This is a genomic window from Kluyvera sp. CHPC 1.2972 (genome assembly GCF_036759925.1).
GTDB lineage: Bacteria > Pseudomonadota > Gammaproteobacteria > Enterobacterales > Enterobacteriaceae > Kluyvera.
On sequence record NZ_JAPKIB010000031.1, the window covers coordinates 1 to 17,008 of the forward strand.

Consider the following 17,008-nt stretch of genomic DNA (forward strand, 5'->3'; position numbering starts at 1 on the left):
GTGTTACCTATGTTCCCGGTCTGAAGTGTTACCTATGTATCCGGTCGTACATGCGCTTGGCCGGGCTACTCTACTTTTGTAGCCCGGGCGAGGCGTTTACGCCGACCCCGGGGAAATACCGACCGCTGATGCAAAATCGCGCCGTTACCGCGTATTAATAGTCACATTTTCTATAAAGTTTTGTCTTTTCCCGCCGAAAACTCGTTATTCGTCCGGAGGAAAGAGAAACATGTTAAAACGTATAAAGATCGTCACCAGCCTCGTGCTGGTTTTGGTGTTGTTTGGCCTGTTACAACTGGCGTCAGGGGGACTGTTCTTTAACTCTTTGAAGCATGACAAAGAGAACTTCACTATTCTGCAAACCGTGCGTCAGCAGCAGTCCGGGCTGAACGGGAGCTGGGTTGCTCTGCTGCAAACCCGCAATACCCTGAACCGTGCCGGGATCCGTTACATGATGGATCAGAACAATATCGGCAGCGGCGCTACCGTTGCCGAGTTGATGCAGATTGCCACCAAATCACTGTCTGATGCGGAAAAACGCTGGACCGAGTACGAAGCGATGCCGCGTGACCCACGTCAGAGCGAAGCGGCAGCGCTGGAAATCAAACGTAACTACGACATCTACCACGGCGCGCTGTCCGAGCTTATCCAACTGCTGGGCGCAGGCAAAATCAACGACTTCTTCGACCAACCGACTCAGGGTTATCAGGACGGCTTTGAGAAGGCGTACGTCAACTATCTGCAACAGAACGACAGCCTGTACGACCTGGCGGTCAACGACAGCAATGCCTCCTACACGCAGGCCATGTGGATCCTGTTTAGCGTGATGATCGCCGTACTGGCCGTGATCATCTCCGTCTGGCTGGGGGTGCGCAAAACGCTTATCGAACCACTGAATCGTTTAATCGACAGCATTCGCCACATTGCGGGCGGTGACCTGGTCAAACGCATCGACGTGGAAAGCGACAACGAAATGGGCGAGCTGGCACACTCTCTGCGCCATATGCAGGGTGAACTGGCGCGCACCGTGGGTGAAGTTCGTCAGGGGGCCCACGCGATTTACAGCGGCGCGAGTGAAATTGCGATGGGTAACAACGATCTCTCTTCACGTACCGAGCAGCAGGCGGCTTCTCTGGAAGAGACGGCGGCGAGTATGGAAGAGCTGACGGCAACCGTGAAGCAGAACGCCGAAAACGCCCGTCAGGCGAGCCATCTGGCGCTGAGCGCATCGGAAACCGCGCAGAAGGGCGGTAAAGTCGTGGATAACGTGGTGCAGACCATGCGCGATATCACTGCCAGTTCGCAGAAAATCGCCGACATTATCAGCGTGATTGACGGTATTGCCTTCCAGACCAACATTCTGGCGCTGAACGCCGCGGTGGAAGCCGCACGTGCCGGTGAACAGGGGCGTGGTTTTGCAGTGGTCGCAGGTGAAGTTCGCAACCTGGCGCAGCGCAGCGCCCAGGCGGCACGAGAAATTAAGAGTCTGATTGAAGATTCGGTAAATCGCGTTGACCTCGGTTCCACGCTGGTAGAAAGCGCGGGCGAAACCATGGATGAAATCGTGAATGCGGTAACCCGCGTAACCGATATCATGGGCGAAATTGCTTCCGCATCTGACGAGCAGAGCCGGGGTATCGACCAGGTTGGCCTCGCGGTATCGGAAATGGATCGTGTTACCCAGCAGAACGCCTCGCTGGTGGAAGAGTCCGCGGCAGCCGCTGCGGCGCTGGAAGAGCAGGCTAGCCGACTAACGCAGGCGGTGGCCGTGTTCCGCATTCAGCAGGGCCAGGCAAGTACCGCGCGCGAACCGGTCAGCGTGGCCACTGCGCCAGCGCCGGGTACGCTGCGTAAAGCGGCGGCAACCGACACCGGGGAAAACTGGGAAACCTTCTGATATGACATGCGCCCCTGTCAGGGCGCATTAGCTCAGCATCAGGCGCATGGCGCAGCGTGATTCATACGCCATGCCGTGCGCCACTTCTTGCTCCAGTTTTTGCCGTATCACGGCGCTCAGCGACGTTTCCGGCAGCATTTCGAATCCCATTCGGGCATACCACGGCGCGTTCCAGGGCACATCCCGAAAAGTGGTGAGCGTTAATTCACTAAAGCGTCGCTGTGAGGCCCATGCTTGCATATAGGCCATCAGTTTGCGGCCTAACCCTTTTCCTTGCCATGCACGATGCAGCGAAATTTCGACGATAAATAGCGATTTTCCCTGTGCTTCTGCCAGCAGAAAGCCCACTGGCCTGTTATCTGCCAGCGCTACCCAGCTCATTCCCCGACGAACGAACTGTTGGTGATTTTCCAGCGAAATGACTGGGCCATCGGCAATCCAGGTCAATTCAGGAATATCTCGAAAACGCTGCCCTGCGTCCTGCTCAATGGCGGGTAGAAGGGCGGTGTCGGCAATAGTGGTCGGGCGAACGGAGAAGATCATCGGCGATTTTTTCTTGTTTTGCCCGGCAGCGGGGGGGCTGCCGGGCGTGGAGCCAGTTAACCCTCGGAGGCGATGACTTTGATTTCTACCATCCCGATACCGAGCCGGCGCGGTGAGTGGCCGAGGATATTGCCCTCGTTAGTCGACTGCGGATCCGGTGGCACGATAACCAGCGTGCTGGCATCCGCTGGGTTATCGAAGTGCAGCGTTGTGGTGCTGACCTCATTGCCCAGCGTCAGCGTTTGTTCGCTGTTGCCAACGCGAACGGGAATGGGTTTATCGGCGTTCGGACCAAAAGCTTTGGCGGTAATGACCAAATCAAAGCGCTTCGGCAGCGGGTGCTGATACTCAATCTTCACCTCCTGGCCTAGCTGGGCGTTGGACCAGCGTCCCCAGGACTCCGGACGGGAGATGCCGCTGAAGGATTTCACCTCTTCCGGCGCGCCTGCGACGTTGAAGATAAAGCTGTCTGCTTTATAGCGAATATCGTTGTCGACGGTTTTAAGTGAATTCACGTTGCCGTTGTAACGCACCATGTCGATCACCGTGTCTTTAAACTCGGTTTTGCCGTTCCACTGGGCTTTATCCACGTGCTGAACTTTTTGCTCGCCGCCAAGCTGCCCCTGAGACACGCACCAATCGGTGGAGAGCGACAGATTTTGCGACCACATCTGGCCCATCTTGTAGCAGCGATCCACCCAGACGAAGTTATCGCGCGGGGCGAAATCCGCCAGCTGATAGCGCAGCGGGGCGGAGTACTCGCTTTCCGGCAGCGGCTCAACGCGATTATCGGAGACGCGCAGCAGCAGCGGCAGGCGGAAGTGACTACCGGAGAAGGCGATCATGTTTTTCTGGGTATCGATAGAGAAGTTTTTGATCTCTTTCGGGAAGTTCCACAGGCGAATAACGTCCGGCTTCCAGGCCAGCACCTTCTCCTTCATGTTGAGGAACACCTCAGAGAGCGACTGGCCCGACAGGCTGCTGCGGCCAAGGCCGATAAAGTTATCGCCACCGAGCAGATCCAGTACCGTCGCCCCGTTATCCATGGTATTGCGCTTCACTGCCAGCACGTCCTGCTCGTCCGGCTGGTCGCCGCGAATCACAAAGAACAGGTTGCTGCGATCCTGCTTGTTGAGGTAGTCCCAGGCGGTGTTTTTCATCGCCAAATGGTCAGAAGAAACGACAATAATGGTGTTCTTAAAATACGGCGATGCTTTGATTTTATTGATAAATTCCGCAATATTTTCCTGGCTACAGGTCACGGCGCTAAACGACTGGTTCGTTTTACCACCGATCTCATACTTTTTGCGGTTGCAGGAGCGCGAGATAAAGCCGTCCGGGTGGTGGGTATCCACAGTTAGGGTAAACAGCGAGAAGCGCTTGCCTTCCTGGGACAGCGACTCGAATTTCTTCCACGCTTCATCCAGCACGGTGTCGTCGTAGTAGCCCCAATCGTTTTTGTAGCTCGGGTCGGCGACGGTGGTTTTCAGCTCTTCAGCACCGTACAGATAGTCAAAGCCGTGCGATTTCAGGAACACGTCTTTCCCGGCAAAGCGCAGGTTGGCACCCTGTACGAAATAGTTTTCATAGCCCGAGTTTTTCAGGATATCGCCAAGGCAGATGTTCTGCGGGAAGAAGCTCGACAGCGAGGCGGAGGCGTTACCCTCAAACGGCGCGAAGAGCGGAATACCACACTGCGAAGCGACCATCCCGGCGATGGTGTAGTCGGTACCGGGCAGCTGCATGGTGTGGCTAAAATCGATCCCCTCGTTTTTCAGCGAGCCCAGTTCTGGCGTCAGGTTTGGGAAGGCCTGATCGTCAAAATAGGTGCGCTCCAGGCTTTCGCCATAGATATAAACCAGGTTCATTTTCGGGTTCGGGATCGTCTTCGACGGCTCTTTGTAGTAGGCCGCGAAGTCGGGATCGCCATCGCGGGACTGCGACTTTACCAGCTCGCTAATCTGGCGAAACGCCGGGCTGGCGTCCACGGAGCCCACGGCCAGGGCCAGGGCGACCAGGCTATAACCGAAATGATGAGGATGGTGACGGCGGCGGCGCAGGACCCAGCCTAGCGCAGCAAAGACGGCAATCAGCCCGGCCACGAGACCGATGCCAGGCAGAATATATTTGCTCACGCCAGCGCCCGTCAGGCTGTTGGTCAGCGTGTAGAGCACGGCGTCGTTGATCCCATCGCCGGTAAAGTAGTCGCTTGCGTACAGAGTGATATTCAGGACCACAAACAGGCCCAATACCGTTAGGGTGGCAGCAAACCACCATTTGTTACGCCCCGCTTTCCAGGCATAGATGGCGATGGAAGCGAGAAAAAGCACGAGGGATAACAACTCTGACACTACACGTCCTCAACAGCGCCAGGATCTCTGGCGGAACAGAAGTTAACTTCACAATGTAATTGTGCCGTCATCTGTCTGCAATTCTATCGTAGCGAAAGTGTGCTGTTATTCAGAATTGGTTTAGAAATGACCATATTTTGAGCGGTAAATTTGCGGCGAACAGGGCGCTCGCCGCAGGAATAGCATCAGGAAATGTAGTTAACGCCTTGTTTTAAGACGAAATCGCAGGCTTTTGCTTTCACTTTCTTGCCCAGTTCAGTGTTGCCCAGGCTATCGAGGTCGAGTTTCTGGCCATCTTTCGCATTCAGCAGACCCTGAATACCTTCCATATAGCCGGTATCCTGTTTCTGTTCTGCCTGTGTGTTGAGGCCCAGTTTATCCAGCACCTGATTTTTCACGTTGTCGACGTTAGTGACGGAGGCCAGCTTCTCTTTCGCGCAGTAGCCCAGGATCCCCGCCGCATTGTTCATGCTGCTGGAGCTCAGAGACTGGCTGCCACCGTTAAGCAGGCTGGTGAGCGAAGAGAGCGACGTGCCGCCAGTCTGTGACGAGCTGCTACCACCGGTAAGCTGGGTAGCTGCGCTGCTCAGATCATTTAACGATACGGCGCCCGCAGCGGTAGACACAAACGCGCTGGCAATAATAACTCGGCAAAGCATCGATTTTACTGATTTCATGGGTGTACTCGTGTGTGCTATTAAAAGTTGGCGTGATGAGTATACGCCTATCATTCACCGGATTTATCTTAATACTCTTTGCCGGTGACGCGGCTGCGATAACTCTCCCAGTTGAAGATTACCCATAGGCTATTACCGAGGCGCATACGGTCCATCACGCGCTCACCCAGCATCTTATTCATTTCATCAAGATTGCTGTTGGTGAGCATGCCGGTCGGGCGTTTGGATGAAGAACGGCGATCGACAATCTGATTGATGATCACTTTTTCATAGCGTGATTCGGTCTGCATGCCGATCTCATCGATTACCAACAGGTCGACATTGCTGAGATCGCTCAACAGCTGCTCTTCACTGGTTTCCCGATTACCGAAGGTCTCTTTCATGGCGGACATAATATCGGCCACGGTAATGATCAGCACCGATTTGCCCCGCAGCAGCAGCTCGTTGCAGATGGCGGCGGCGAGATGGTTTTTCCCGGTACCCGGCTTGCCGGAGAAGATAAAGCTCGCGATGTTGCCATCGAACTCCTCCACGTACTGCCTCGCTTTCGCCAGCGCGTTCATCTGGCCTTCGTTTTCAACGCGGTAGTTTTCAAACGAACAGTTTTGATGCAGCGGGCGAATGCCGGAGCGGTTAAAGGTGCGCTGCATTTTCATGGCGCGGTTCTCACGCGCCAGCGCGGCGGCGCGGATCTCGCCCTGTTCCTTCTGCCAGGCTAGCAGTTCTTCGCCGGTTTTAAATGCCGGTTCGATATGCGCCGGCATCATTTTCTGCAGGCGCTTCATTAATTCACCAACGTCTTTCATGCTCAACCTCTGAAACCCGGTGGAATATGACTGTCAGGCTCGCTGACGGTGTTGATATCGCGGCGCGTTTGGCCGTTATTGTTGGCCCGGCCCATCTGTACGCTACGCGCCAGCTTTTGCTGCCACTGTACATGATGAAATACTTTCCCCTCCGCCTGCCAGTAGGCGACGAAAGAAGCGAGTTCTTCCGGCGTCACGGGCTCGCTTAATGCGATACCCCACAGCGCGGAAAGGCGCAGGAACTCGGCGTCAGGCTGCCAGCCCGCGTACATGGCAAATTTGCCCATGGGGATGGCGATAGGCGCCGGGGTTGGCTCTTCAAAAAATTGTGCATCCAGCGTCACGTCGCTACCCGGTCGGGATAGCTTTTCTTCCAGCGCCAGGAGTTGCGCCAGACGTTCCTGCGTAATGGCATAGAACGCGGGCTGATTATTGGCAAACACGGCGAGCGCACCGCCCTGCGTTTGCGCAAGAATCGCAGCAGGATCGGCGACGAAAGCGTCAATACCGATCACGTTAGGCGTTAAAATACGAGAAGACATAACACTATCTCAATACTGAAAAAACAACGGGAAGGGGGCGGAAATACCGCCGTAATAGTGCACATAGTAGCACAAGCTATGGGATAGGCGGCACTCCCCGTACCGCCGATGCTTCACACTCTTGGGCGTTTACGATAGAGCCACAGGCCCGGAATCGACAGCCCGATAGAGAGCGCGCCGACGATAGACGATGCCTTCAGGAAATTGCTCAGCAGCATGATCATCAGCTCTTCGGAATAGCCGAAGTGGCTGATTTTGACCGCAGAAATCATCGCCGTGTACGCCGAAATACCGGGGAACATTGGAATGACGGCGGCGACGGTGAAGATCTTCGGGTGCGCCAGATACCAGCGCGACCACTGGATGCCGATGCTGCCGACCAGCAGCGCCGCCAGGAAGGTGGCCCACTCGATATTGAACCCGGCGGTCATCATGGCGAATCGTGAGGTATGGCCGATCGCCCCCAGCAGCGCACACCAGGGCAGCGCGCGCTGCGGGACGTTAAAGACCATGGCGAACCCAACGGCGGGAATCGCCGACAGTACGGCGTCCTGCGCCAGTAAGAACAGGAAATGCATCACACCCATCCGCGTAGCCCCCATAACGTCATCGCCATCACCACGCCGACGCAGGTCGCCAGCGTCAGCAGGCTGGCAATTGCCCAGCGCGCCAGACCGGTGTTGATATGGCCTTTGAACATGTCGGCAACCGCGTTAATCAACGGGAAGCCAGGCACCAGCAACAGCACGCTGGCCGCCATCGCTACCGTCGAGGTCTGATGAAAGGCGGGTAGCTGTAGCATCAGGCCGGAGACGGTGGTGGCGACAAAAGCGGTCAGGCCGAAGTTAATCTGCGGGTGCATTGAACGGTGGGTTAGCACCTGACGGATGTACATGGCGATAGTGCTGGCGCAGAAGGTGATGAGCGCACCGTCCCAACCACCGTTGTTGAGCTTGCAGAAACAGGCGCAGGAGAGGCCCACCATCAGCACAACCAGCCAGCGCGGGTAGCGCAGCGGTTTAATCTGCGTGAAGCGCTTGCCGACATCCTTATAGTCCAGCAATTTGTGCTCGGCCATAATGACGATGTGCTGTACCTCCGTGACCACGTGCATGTTAATGCCGCGATCGCTATTTTTGCGCGTGGAGGTCAGGCACTGCCCGTCTTTAATGGTGGTTAGCACAATCGCGTTCGACGAGATTGCGCTTTCGACGCTGTCCATCCCCAGCGCGCGCCCCAGACGCGTTGATAGCTCCTCAACCAGGGCGCTCTCCGCCCCATGCTGGAGTAAAAAAAGACCGCACTGAATACAAAGCCGTGTGACGATGCGTTGTTCTGACTGATCTACTTCCATAATGATCCCGGTATCGAGAACGCCGATGTAATGACCTACTTTTACCCGAAGAGCATGGGAGAGCAATCCGGCCAGGATCAAACAATGTGCAAAAATTCGGCGGCCTACCGTTTTTGTTGAAGAGTTGATGTCGCCCACACTTTTGCAAAACTGTTCAAAAGTGCAATTTTTGAACGGATTCTGACCTTCTTTTTCCCCTCTGACTTATCAAAAATGCATTCTGAAACTTTATCTATACACAAAATAAACAAATAATTAACCAGAGTGCGAGGTCACCCATGAACACGCAAGTTGCCATTATTGGTGCCGGGCCTTCCGGGCTGCTGTTAGGCCAGCTGTTGCATAATGCGGGCATTAAAACCGTGATCCTGGAACGTCAGACCCCGGAGTATGTGCTGGGGCGTATCCGCGCCGGGATCCTCGAAAACGGTACCGTCGAACTGCTGCGTGAAGCGGGCGTCGCTCGTCGTATGGAGGCAGAAGGGCTGATTCACCACGGCGTGGAGTTCCTGTTTGCCGACCGACGGATCCCCGTGCCGCTGAGTGAATTGACCGGTGGAAAGAGCGTGATGGTTTATGGGCAGACCGAGGTGACGCGCGATTTGATGGAAGCGCGGCAGGCCAGCGGCGCGCAGACGATTTATGGCGTTGAACAGGTTGAACTGCACGACCTGAAAAGCGATAAGCCCTCTGTCACCTTTATGAAAAACGGCGAACGCTGCCGTCTGGAATGTGAATTTGTCGCCGGTTGTGACGGTTTCCACGGCGTTTCCCGCCAGAGCATTCCTCGCGACATTTTGCGTGAGTATGAAAGCATTTGGCCATTTGGTTGGCTGGGGCTGCTCTCTGACACGCCGCCGGTCAACCCGGAACTGATTTACGCGCATCATGAGCGTGGGTTTGTATTGTGTAGTCAGCGCTCACTAACTAGAAGCCGCTACTATCTACAGGTTCCGTTGACCGACAGCGTTGAACAATGGTCTGACGAACGCTTCTGGGGGGAGCTGAAGCGTCGCTTGCCGGACGAGCTGAGCCAAAAGTTAGTGACTGGTCACTCACTTGAGAAGAGCATCGCGCCACTACGTAGCTATGTGGTAGAGCCAATGCAGTACGGGCGGATGTTCCTGGTCGGCGATGCCGCGCATATTGTGCCGCCCACCGGAGCAAAAGGGCTGAATTTGGCCGTTTCGGATGTGAATTATCTGTGGCGTATCCTGCGGCAGTATTATCAGAATGGGCGGGCCGACCTGCTGAGCCGTTATTCGCAGCTGGCGCTGAACCGGGTCTGGAAAGGCGAACGCTTTAGCTGGTTTATGACCCATCTGTTGCACGATTTTCAGGACCAGAGTCCGTTTGCCAGAAAAATGCAGGAGGCCGATCGCCAGTACTATCTCAGCTCGCAGGCTGGCCTGACGACGATTGCCGAAAACTACGTGGGGCTGCCTTATGAAACGGTGGAGTAGACGATGAAAAGAGCGGGTGTCGACGTGAATATACCGGAGGTGGTGCCGGTATTTAAGCTCTATGGCGAGCATATGGGCTGGCCGACACCCGATCTGCTGCATTGTGAATCGATCCATAAACGGAGCAGCCTCTACGAATGGCATATTCGGGTGCACCAGCATGCCGAGCTGGTGCAACTGCTGTATTTGCACAAAGGGCAGGCTGAAATAGAAGTAGAGGGAGAGCGCCTGGTGGTGAGTGAATCCTCTATTCAGGTGGTGCCCGCGCTCTGCGTGCACGGTTTTCGTTTTTCGCCGGGGACGCAAGGCTACGTGCTTTCGCTTGCGTTACCGCTGTTAAGCCGTCTGGAGACGCAGTTTGGGCAACCGTTGGATATGCTGAACCAGCCCGGCTGTATTCCGGTCAATCGTTCCGGCCACCATATCCGTACCCTGTTTGCCACACTGCTGGAAGAGTACACCCAGGACCACGACGCGCGGGAGATGATGCTCTATTCGCTGTTAAGCGCACTGCTCGTATGGCTTAATCGACAGGGTAAGACAGGAGGCGTGGTAAAGGATAAAAACGAGCGTAAGCGCAGCGTGCTGCGCCAGTTTAGCCGACTGATTGAGGGACACTACCGTGAACATTTATCGTTGGCCGATTATGCGCAGAGGCTCCGGGTCTCCACCACGCATTTGAACTGCCTGTGTCGTGAATACCACGGCACCAGTGCGTTAAACGTTCTACATCAACGACTGCTGATTGAAGCAAAGCGTAGCCTGCAGTACACCAGCATGACCATCACACAGGTTTCTGATTATCTGGGATTTAGCGACGTGACCTATTTTTCGCGTTTCTTCCGCAAGCGGGAAGGGATGACGCCTAAAGAATTCAAAATGAAAATGGTACTGTCTGATTAAGGTGTTTTCCTGAATAGTTAATTTTGCTTATCGGGGTATTAATATTTTCTAAGCAACCTCTTATTCATTGATATGCCATACTGTCGTAGTTAGTCCTGCTAACCAGATGATATCATCGCACAAGTAAAGTCATGCAGCGGTAAGGTTTATTTGATAATTAACCGAAGAGCATTATGCCGCTATTAAAGGGAAATAGAAATGGACCGATTCATTTCCTGTGAATACGCTTATTTAATTGAGTAAAAATATATTCAGGAAACGAATCTTCGAAAGGATACGGAGGTTATATGACGCCAGTGTACTGCAAGTTCGCAGTGATTATCAGCAAAATACCCGTTATGCAGTCCGGGCTGAATTCCATCATGCGAATGCATTTACCGAATTACGAGCTCAATTTTTGCCAATCCCTTGAGCAGCTTACGCTCCTCCAGCTTCGCCGTACTGATGTCGTTATCGTTGATTTTTCTGGCGATATTGGTAACCCGCGCGCGCTCTGCGAGCAATATTATACGCTGCTATCGCAATACCGTGATATTCACTGGATCTTTATGATTAGTCGGCAGTACTACGCGCTGGCCGTTGAATTTTTAATGCGTCCGGAAAGTACGCTGCTTTCAGATTCTGACTCCGTGGAACGGGTGATTAAAGCCATTCAGCAGGAAAATGCTAGCACGGATAACGTCAGCGAAATGTTGCTTTCTCAGCAGCATGACGTGGAGGCGGATGACGACCATCAGCGGCTGATTATGTTGACGTTGTCCGAACGGAAAGTGCTGCGCCTGCTGGCGAAAGGATGGGGCATTAACCAAATTGCCGCATTGCTGAAAAAGAGTAATAAAACTATCAGTGCACAAAAAAATAGTGCGATGCGCCGCCTGTCACTGCGTAGTAATGCGGAAATGTATGCCTGGCTCAACAGCAATCAGGGAATGAAGGAACTCAATCTCTATTCAGCCTATGGGGAGCAAGTCGAATGGAAAAATGCGGCAGGAAGCAGCGCGTCGCTATCATAGAGTATTGTAATGTGACGGCGGTAGGGCTACGCCATCTACTGATGAGCGCTCGTGATAGGCATTTTACTTTCCATTTTTTTCGCACCATTGCTGAATTTAAGCTGGCGGCCAGGCAAGGCCAGTTTGACGCCGTAATGTATTGTCTCTCCGGTACACGTGAACTTCGTATTGAATGCCTGTTGGCGATGGGGGAAATTGCCAACCATCAACCAGAGGTTATGCGCGGTATTCTGGCTAACGATAAAGAAGAAGCCGCGCTAATTCGGCACCTGTCGCCCACCTACATTCATGGTGTGCTCAGTAAATCTGACACGTTAAGCGATCTACGACACAGCGTGTTTGCATTACTGAATGAAGCGATAGAAGATCGTGAGGCAATGGAGGGCTTCGCTGCTCTGCGTGAAAACCGGTTTCTCAGTCCGACTGAGAATTTGATCCTGCGTTATATGACCTACGGCTATTCGTTGATGGATATTTCTCAGCAACTGGGCCGGAATATCAAAACCATTCGCGCGCATAAATTTAATGCGATGACGAAACTGGGGGTGAATTCTGATATTGGGTTGCTGAGCGCCGCCGACCTGCTGGTATCGTTGCATGATATGAACAATGCCAGCGCGTCATCCGTTTTTTAGAGACAGACATCCACCCATGTGGCGGCGGTAAGGCTAGCCATTCGTTCTGGGGAAATGCGTACTGCGCTGTGTATGGCTCCTGCAGCAGGAAGAACTTCTTCGTATTGCTGCAGCGAGACATCACAGTAAACCGCCAGCGGATTCTCCAGGCCGAAGGGGCAGACGCCGCCGACCGGGTGCCCGGTGAGAACCACCACTTCATCACTACTTAGCATGCGCGCCTTCGCGCCAAAGGTCTCTTTCAACTTTTTGTTGTCCAGACGGGCATCCCCTTTCGCGACCACCAGAATGACGCGGTCTTTCACCTTCAGCGAGAGTGTTTTCGCAATTTGCCCGGGCTCAACGCGGTGCGCGGCGGCGGCCAGCGCTACGGTCGCCGTACTTTGCTCAAGCTCGATAATATTGATGTCGGGCGCGTGCTCGGCAAAGAATTCCTTTACGGACTGTAGGCTCATGGTTCTCTCCTGATAATTCGGCGAGTCACTCTGTCATAAAGCTACCTGAGTTGTAAATATAGCGGCTAAGTTGTGCAAAAATTGTTTGTTTTTTGGATCTCCTTCACAATCAGTGCAACCGGTTACTGTAACCGGTTGCGGTTATTCGTCAGGCGATTGATACTGCGGGGGTAACTTCCTTTGTATCTATAATAAGAGCCGTGTATGAACTGTATCGGTATGAACATCATTGCAGGTCGCAGACCCGTAACACCTGATGCTTCAATGTACGCCCAGTTGCATGTCGGCAAAATCGTTGTTGCTGTGTTGACGTCTAAAGCCTGTCAGGAGGGCTGTTATGTCTGCTAATCACGCTGCATTTAATCTGATATTCCGTTTTGTAGAAAACTACGTTAGCCCGGTCGCGGGACGAATTTCCTCTCAGCGTCACGTTATGGCGATTCGTGATGGTTTTATCTCTGCCATGCCTTTTATGATTGTAGGATCGTTTTTACTGGTCTTCGCTTATCCGCCGTTTTCTCCCGATACCACCTGGGGCTTTGCCCGGGCGTGGTTAGATCTTGCCAAGCAGTTTGAAGGCCGTATTCTGACGCCGTTTGATATGACGATGGGCATTATGTCTATCTATATCTGTGCGGCTATCTCCTATAACCTCGGTAAACACTACGAAAAGAGCAACCAGCTCGATCCGTTCATGTGTTCAATGCTCTCCATTATGGCGTTCCTGCTGGTGGCTGCACCAAAAACCAGCGGTCATCTGCCGGTAGATAGCCTGGGGGGAACCGGGATCTTTACCGCGATCCTCGTGGCCGTTTATTGCGTGGAGATGATGCGTTTCCTGAAAATCCGCAACATCGGGATCCGCCTGCCGGATCAGGTGCCGCCGATGATCAAAAATTCCTTCGACCTGCTGATCCCGGTGCTGGTGGTGGTGTTGACGCTCTATCCGCTGAGCCTGTTTATTCAGAGCCAGTTCGATATGCTGATCCCTCAGGCCATCATGTCCGTGTTCAAACCGCTGGTTTCCGCCGCTGACTCCTTACCGGCGATTCTGCTGGCCGTACTGATTGGTCACCTGTTGTGGTTTGCAGGGATCCACGGGGCGGCGATTGTCTCCGGTATGCTGCAGATGTTCTGGCTGACTAACCTTGGCCTGAACCAGACCGCTCTGGCGCAGGGCGCGCCGCTGCCGCACATCTTTATGGAAGCGTTCTGGACCTTCTTTATCGTGGTCGGGGGTTCCGGTGCGACGATGGGGCTGGTGTTCTGCTACCTGCGTAGCCGTTCAGCACACCTGCGTTCTATCGGTCGTCTGAGCGTGGTGCCAAGCCTGTTCAACATTAACGAACCGGTTATCTTTGGTACCCCAATTGTGATGAACCCAGTGTTCTTCATTCCGTTCCTGCTGGCACCGATGGTCAACGCGATTCTGGCGTGGGCGGCGATGAAGCTGGATCTGATTGGTCGCGTGATTTCCGTAGTACCGTGGACGGCTCCGGCACCGATTGGCGGCGCATGGGCTTTAGGCTGGGATTTCCGTGCGGCGATTCTGGTGGTGCTGCTGGTCTGCGTTTCCGCGGTTATCTACTATCCGTTCTTCAAAGTGTATGAAAAACAGTTGTTAGAGCAGGAAAACGAAGAAGCGCAGCGTGCGGCCGAAGAGAGCCAGCAGGCAGCGTAAAGGAAAGCAGTAAAAAAATAACGGGGCGAAAGCCCCGTTATTTATTTCAGCGTACAGTCGCCACACTGTTTAACGTCGGGCAAGCGGTAACGCTGGCAGCAGGTGCGACGAACTAGCTGTCCGTCACGTAACACCACGGTACGCCATAACGGGTTGTCCTGACCGTCGGCCAGCGTACTGGTAAAGAAACAGCGCTGACGTAGCTGGTTGACGAGCTCTTCACCTAACAGCGCTTTCATTTCACCGAGATACCAGTTAATCAGATAACCAGTATTACTCCAGATGAGCTTGCCGTTAATCTCTCCCGTTGCTTCCAGCGCCTGCACGACCGGCATTAACGCCTGACTGACCAGGTCGTCCATGCGTTCGATGGCAGATTTCTGGCTGGCGCGAACGTCAGTGCGCACGTCTATCCAGAAGCAGGCCGCACGGCCCGTTTCGTGAAATTCCACGCGGAAATGGTCAGGGCTCAGCGAGATAGCAGATTCTTCGGTCAGCAGTGCGAGCATCAATGGCGGTACCAGCAGGCCGATATACCACTGCGCCCAGAGGGAGAGAAGCGGTTTATTTTCTCGCGCCAGGGTCGGCTGATTGCGGTAGATATGATCGGAATAGACGGCCAGAAGGGAAGTTAGCTCCGTTGGCTTCGCCCATTCGCTGAGGGTTCTGGCACAATCCGGGGCCGCTTCGCCTAAACGAAACATTTCCAGCAAGTGTGGACGCAGTTCGGCTATTTTGGCGCGCACTGACTCAGCGAACGCTTGCTCCTTTGAGGGAAGCGGCGTGCGCCAGATAAGGTCATCGGCGATCGGTGCGGAACGGTAAGCCATAGCGTTGCTGGATTCAAATCTAAATGATAATGATTAGCAATCCTAGCTATAGATAAAAGCGAGCGCAAGAAGTTTGTCTCCGGCGCTCACGTTTTGTGAACCTAGACGGCGGGAGCCTGATCGTAGGTCAGGATGTTATTGCGCCCCATATTTTTCGCTTCATACAGCGCCTTGTCCGCGCGCTGCATGGCCTGGTCGATATTGTTATCCTCCAGTGCAGCCACGCCAATGCTGAGGGTCACGTGGGTTGCGACACTGGAATTGAACATATGCGGAATTTTGAGATCGTAAACATGCTGACGAATACGCTCGGCGATCTGTATGGCGGTTTCAACGTTGCAATGTGGGAGTACCACCATAAATTCTTCACCGCCAAACCGCGTCACAATATCTCTGGAACGCACGGCATTACGAATAGCCGCTGAGACCCGCATTAGGGCCTGGTCGCCCATCATATGGCCATAGTGGTCGTTATAGGCTTTGAAATGGTCAATATCCAGCAGCAGGACGGAGTGCTGCGCTTTGCCTATCGACATCAGTGAATCCAGGCGGAACTGGAACCCGCGGCGGTTATAGAGCCCGGTTAGCGGGTCGAGCATGCTTAGACCGTTCAGCGTTTCGCGCTCTTCCAGCAGTTTATACATCAGCCCCTGCGCGAACTTATCATTACGCCGCTGAATCACATGCTGAATCGCGATGCCAATTAACGGCAGCGCCATACAGTAGGCCAGTCGCCACCATTCTCCGGAAGGCGTCGTTATCAGGCACACAATAAAGGTCGGCATTGAATGGAGGGTAAAGGCGACAATATTATTTGAAAACGCAATGGTGCCGACAAATAGTACGCTGAATAGCGCCACCATTTGAAAATTGTCATTAGGTAAAGCGAGCACCAAAGTTTTACTTAAAATATGCCAGCCCCATAAGCAGCCGAATATAACCGAAACTATAGGGAGATTCGGTTTGATACTGGTATATCGCCAGTTCCATACTAGCAGCACGCTGCTGCCCACCGCTATCAGCATTGCGGGTAGAGGAAAAATATTAACGTCATATATCGGGCTGAAGACGGACAGCGTCGATGAGACCAGATTCAGAAACAAAAATAGCCGGAACGTTAGCTGATATTTTTGCGCACGCAGGGTGCGCCAGGATTGTACTGTCATTGTTGGATGTTGTAGTCAGCCTTTAATATATAAGTAAGTGCATCAAAAACAAGAATAATGCATGAGCCACGAGCGCGAATTTTTTATATTTAGACATGCTATTTTTTGTACAAGTTATCACCATACAATATACATGTCATTAATGATTATGAAACCTTAGCGCATGAGCAGACAATTAACAAAAAACAATATATGATATTGGTAATCATTATCATTTAGATGGGCTGATTCATGTTGCAACGAACGCTAGGCAGCGGCTGGGGTGTACTGATTTCGGGAAGTGCAATCGCAATACTGAGCACAATGGGGCTGTCGCTTGATGTCTGGCGCGGCGTGATCGTGTGCGGGCTGCTGCTGAGCGGCGCGATGATATGGCATCGTCGGTTGCGTCACTTTGTGCTGCTGCCGTCATGCATTGCCTTTGTCGGCGCGCTTGTGCTGATAACGATGAATGTAAAGCTAATGGGATGACTATCAAAAATAGGGGGGGGATTGCCTGGAGAGAACGAGGAGTCTGGTGCGAGGGGGGGGACTCGAACCCCCACATCCTAAGGACACTAACACCTGAAGCTAGCGCGTCTACCAATTCCGCCACCTTCGCACAGATTATCTCGTTTCTTTTGTTATATCGCTTCGTTGGTGCGAGGGGGGGGACTCGAACCCCCACATCCTAAGGACACTAACACCTGAAG

Annotated in this window: 17 protein-coding genes and 1 tRNA gene; 7 read left to right on the forward strand and 11 right to left on the reverse strand. The window is 53.5% G+C overall.

Annotated elements, in window-relative coordinates; genetic code table 11:
- Window positions 1-229: 229 nt before the first annotated feature.
- Window positions 230-1,897 carry a methyl-accepting chemotaxis protein gene (gene tsr, locus V6944_RS22985; RefSeq protein ID WP_333500643.1) on the forward strand — a complete coding sequence of 556 codons (1,668 nt, stop codon included), beginning with the start codon at window positions 230-232 and terminating at the stop codon, window positions 1,895-1,897.
- A 27-nt stretch (window positions 1,898-1,924) separates the two neighbouring features.
- Here the strand turns inward: tsr and V6944_RS22990 are convergent, their stop codons facing one another.
- From V6944_RS22990 to V6944_RS23020, 7 genes are all read right to left on the reverse strand, one after another.
- The gene (locus tag V6944_RS22990) at window positions 1,925-2,440 is read right to left on the reverse strand and encodes a GNAT family N-acetyltransferase (RefSeq protein ID WP_333500644.1); all 516 of its coding nucleotides are present in this window, start codon (window positions 2,438-2,440) and stop codon (window positions 1,925-1,927) included.
- A gap of 56 nt (window positions 2,441-2,496) precedes the next feature.
- The gene (opgB, locus tag V6944_RS22995; protein ID WP_333500645.1) at window positions 2,497-4,791 is read right to left on the reverse strand and encodes a phosphatidylglycerol--membrane-oligosaccharide glycerophosphotransferase; all 2,295 of its coding nucleotides are present in this window, start codon (window positions 4,789-4,791) and stop codon (window positions 2,497-2,499) included.
- Between the two features lie 185 nt (window positions 4,792-4,976).
- Complete coding sequence (locus V6944_RS23000) at window positions 4,977-5,468, reverse strand: DUF2501 domain-containing protein (RefSeq protein ID WP_333500646.1); 492 nt, start codon at window positions 5,466-5,468, stop codon at window positions 4,977-4,979.
- A gap of 68 nt (window positions 5,469-5,536) precedes the next feature.
- Window positions 5,537-6,274, reverse strand: a complete 738-nt coding sequence (gene dnaC / locus V6944_RS23005; RefSeq protein WP_220440311.1) for a DNA replication protein DnaC — start codon at window positions 6,272-6,274, stop codon at window positions 5,537-5,539.
- Between the two features lie 2 nt (window positions 6,275-6,276).
- Window positions 6,277-6,816: a primosomal protein DnaT gene (dnaT, locus tag V6944_RS23010; RefSeq protein ID WP_333500647.1), complete on the reverse strand. Its 540-nt coding sequence runs from the start codon at window positions 6,814-6,816 to the stop codon at window positions 6,277-6,279.
- Window positions 6,817-6,929: 113 nt separating this feature from the next.
- Window positions 6,930-7,403, reverse strand: coding sequence for a threonine/serine exporter (locus V6944_RS23015; protein ID WP_185668232.1), 474 nt, complete (start codon window positions 7,401-7,403; stop codon window positions 6,930-6,932).
- Complete coding sequence (locus V6944_RS23020) at window positions 7,394-8,170, reverse strand: threonine/serine ThrE exporter family protein (protein WP_333500648.1); 777 nt, start codon at window positions 8,168-8,170, stop codon at window positions 7,394-7,396. Before V6944_RS23020 ends, V6944_RS23015 begins: the two co-directional genes overlap by 10 nt.
- Window positions 8,171-8,448: 278 nt before the next feature.
- Here V6944_RS23020 and pobA point away from each other — a divergent pair, with 278 nt between their 5' ends.
- The 4 genes from pobA to bglJ all read left to right on the forward strand — a co-directional run bounded on the left by pobA (window position 8,449) and on the right by bglJ (window position 12,184).
- Window positions 8,449-9,633 (forward strand): 4-hydroxybenzoate 3-monooxygenase, encoded by a 1,185-nt coding sequence (gene pobA, locus V6944_RS23025; RefSeq protein ID WP_333500649.1) that lies wholly within the window; start codon window positions 8,449-8,451, stop codon window positions 9,631-9,633.
- Between the two features lie 3 nt (window positions 9,634-9,636).
- A complete protein-coding gene (locus tag V6944_RS23030) occupies window positions 9,637-10,536 on the forward strand; it encodes a helix-turn-helix domain-containing protein (RefSeq protein WP_333500650.1) in 900 nt (299 codons plus the stop codon).
- A 287-nt stretch (window positions 10,537-10,823) separates the two neighbouring features.
- Window positions 10,824-11,549 (forward strand): helix-turn-helix transcriptional regulator, encoded by a 726-nt coding sequence (locus V6944_RS23035; RefSeq protein WP_333500651.1) that lies wholly within the window; start codon window positions 10,824-10,826, stop codon window positions 11,547-11,549.
- A complete protein-coding gene (gene bglJ, locus V6944_RS23040; RefSeq protein ID WP_333500652.1) occupies window positions 11,510-12,184 on the forward strand; it encodes a DNA-binding transcriptional activator BglJ in 675 nt (224 codons plus the stop codon). The genes V6944_RS23035 and bglJ overlap by 40 nt, the downstream gene beginning before the upstream one ends.
- Here bglJ and V6944_RS23045 read toward each other — a convergent pair.
- Window positions 12,181-12,639, reverse strand: coding sequence for a YbaK/EbsC family protein (locus tag V6944_RS23045; RefSeq protein ID WP_333500653.1), 459 nt, complete (start codon window positions 12,637-12,639; stop codon window positions 12,181-12,183). The two genes, bglJ and V6944_RS23045, sit on opposite strands and share 4 nt — an antisense overlap.
- Window positions 12,640-12,976: 337 nt before the next feature.
- Here V6944_RS23045 and V6944_RS23050 point away from each other — a divergent pair, with 337 nt between their 5' ends.
- The gene (locus V6944_RS23050) at window positions 12,977-14,320 is read left to right on the forward strand and encodes a PTS sugar transporter subunit IIC (RefSeq protein WP_333500654.1); all 1,344 of its coding nucleotides are present in this window, start codon (window positions 12,977-12,979) and stop codon (window positions 14,318-14,320) included.
- Window positions 14,321-14,361: 41 nt separating this feature from the next.
- On the opposite strand, the gene fhuF is transcribed toward V6944_RS23050, so the two are convergent.
- Both fhuF and V6944_RS23060 read right to left on the reverse strand, forming a co-directional pair.
- Window positions 14,362-15,150 (reverse strand): siderophore-iron reductase FhuF, encoded by a 789-nt coding sequence (gene fhuF, locus V6944_RS23055; protein WP_333500655.1) that lies wholly within the window; start codon window positions 15,148-15,150, stop codon window positions 14,362-14,364.
- Between the two features lie 101 nt (window positions 15,151-15,251).
- Window positions 15,252-16,316 carry a GGDEF domain-containing protein gene (locus V6944_RS23060; protein ID WP_333500656.1) on the reverse strand — a complete coding sequence of 355 codons (1,065 nt, stop codon included), beginning with the start codon at window positions 16,314-16,316 and terminating at the stop codon, window positions 15,252-15,254.
- Between the two features lie 231 nt (window positions 16,317-16,547).
- On the opposite strand from V6944_RS23060, the gene V6944_RS23065 reads away from it, so the two are divergent.
- Window positions 16,548-16,787, forward strand: a complete 240-nt coding sequence (locus V6944_RS23065; protein WP_333500657.1) for a DUF1435 domain-containing protein — start codon at window positions 16,548-16,550, stop codon at window positions 16,785-16,787.
- 44 nt (window positions 16,788-16,831) lie between these two features.
- Here V6944_RS23065 and V6944_RS23070 read toward each other — a convergent pair.
- Window positions 16,832-16,917, reverse strand: a tRNA-Leu gene (locus tag V6944_RS23070).
- Window positions 16,918-17,008 lie beyond the last annotated feature (91 nt).

Coding starts and splice junctions, on each gene's coding strand:
- tsr (WP_333500643.1), top strand. CDS start 230: ATGTTAAAACGTATAAAGATCGTCACCAGCCTCGTGCTGGTTTTGGTG.
- V6944_RS22990 (WP_333500644.1), bottom strand. CDS start 2,440: ATGATCTTCTCCGTTCGCCCGACCACTATTGCCGACACCGCCCTTCTA.
- V6944_RS23000 (WP_333500646.1), bottom strand. CDS start 5,468: ATGAAATCAGTAAAATCGATGCTTTGCCGAGTTATTATTGCCAGCGCG.
- dnaC (WP_220440311.1), bottom strand. CDS start 6,274: ATGAAAGACGTTGGTGAATTAATGAAGCGCCTGCAGAAAATGATGCCG.
- dnaT (WP_333500647.1), bottom strand. CDS start 6,816: ATGTCTTCTCGTATTTTAACGCCTAACGTGATCGGTATTGACGCTTTC.
- V6944_RS23015 (WP_185668232.1), bottom strand. CDS start 7,403: ATGGGTGTGATGCATTTCCTGTTCTTACTGGCGCAGGACGCCGTACTG.
- V6944_RS23020 (WP_333500648.1), bottom strand. CDS start 8,170: ATGGAAGTAGATCAGTCAGAACAACGCATCGTCACACGGCTTTGTATT.
- pobA (WP_333500649.1), top strand. CDS start 8,449: ATGAACACGCAAGTTGCCATTATTGGTGCCGGGCCTTCCGGGCTGCTG.
- V6944_RS23030 (WP_333500650.1), top strand. CDS start 9,637: ATGAAAAGAGCGGGTGTCGACGTGAATATACCGGAGGTGGTGCCGGTA.
- V6944_RS23035 (WP_333500651.1), top strand. CDS start 10,824: ATGACGCCAGTGTACTGCAAGTTCGCAGTGATTATCAGCAAAATACCC.
- bglJ (WP_333500652.1), top strand. CDS start 11,510: ATGGAAAAATGCGGCAGGAAGCAGCGCGTCGCTATCATAGAGTATTGT.
- V6944_RS23045 (WP_333500653.1), bottom strand. CDS start 12,639: ATGAGCCTACAGTCCGTAAAGGAATTCTTTGCCGAGCACGCGCCCGAC.
- V6944_RS23050 (WP_333500654.1), top strand. CDS start 12,977: ATGTCTGCTAATCACGCTGCATTTAATCTGATATTCCGTTTTGTAGAA.
- fhuF (WP_333500655.1), bottom strand. CDS start 15,150: ATGGCTTACCGTTCCGCACCGATCGCCGATGACCTTATCTGGCGCACG.
- V6944_RS23060 (WP_333500656.1), bottom strand. CDS start 16,316: ATGACAGTACAATCCTGGCGCACCCTGCGTGCGCAAAAATATCAGCTA.
- V6944_RS23065 (WP_333500657.1), top strand. CDS start 16,548: ATGTTGCAACGAACGCTAGGCAGCGGCTGGGGTGTACTGATTTCGGGA.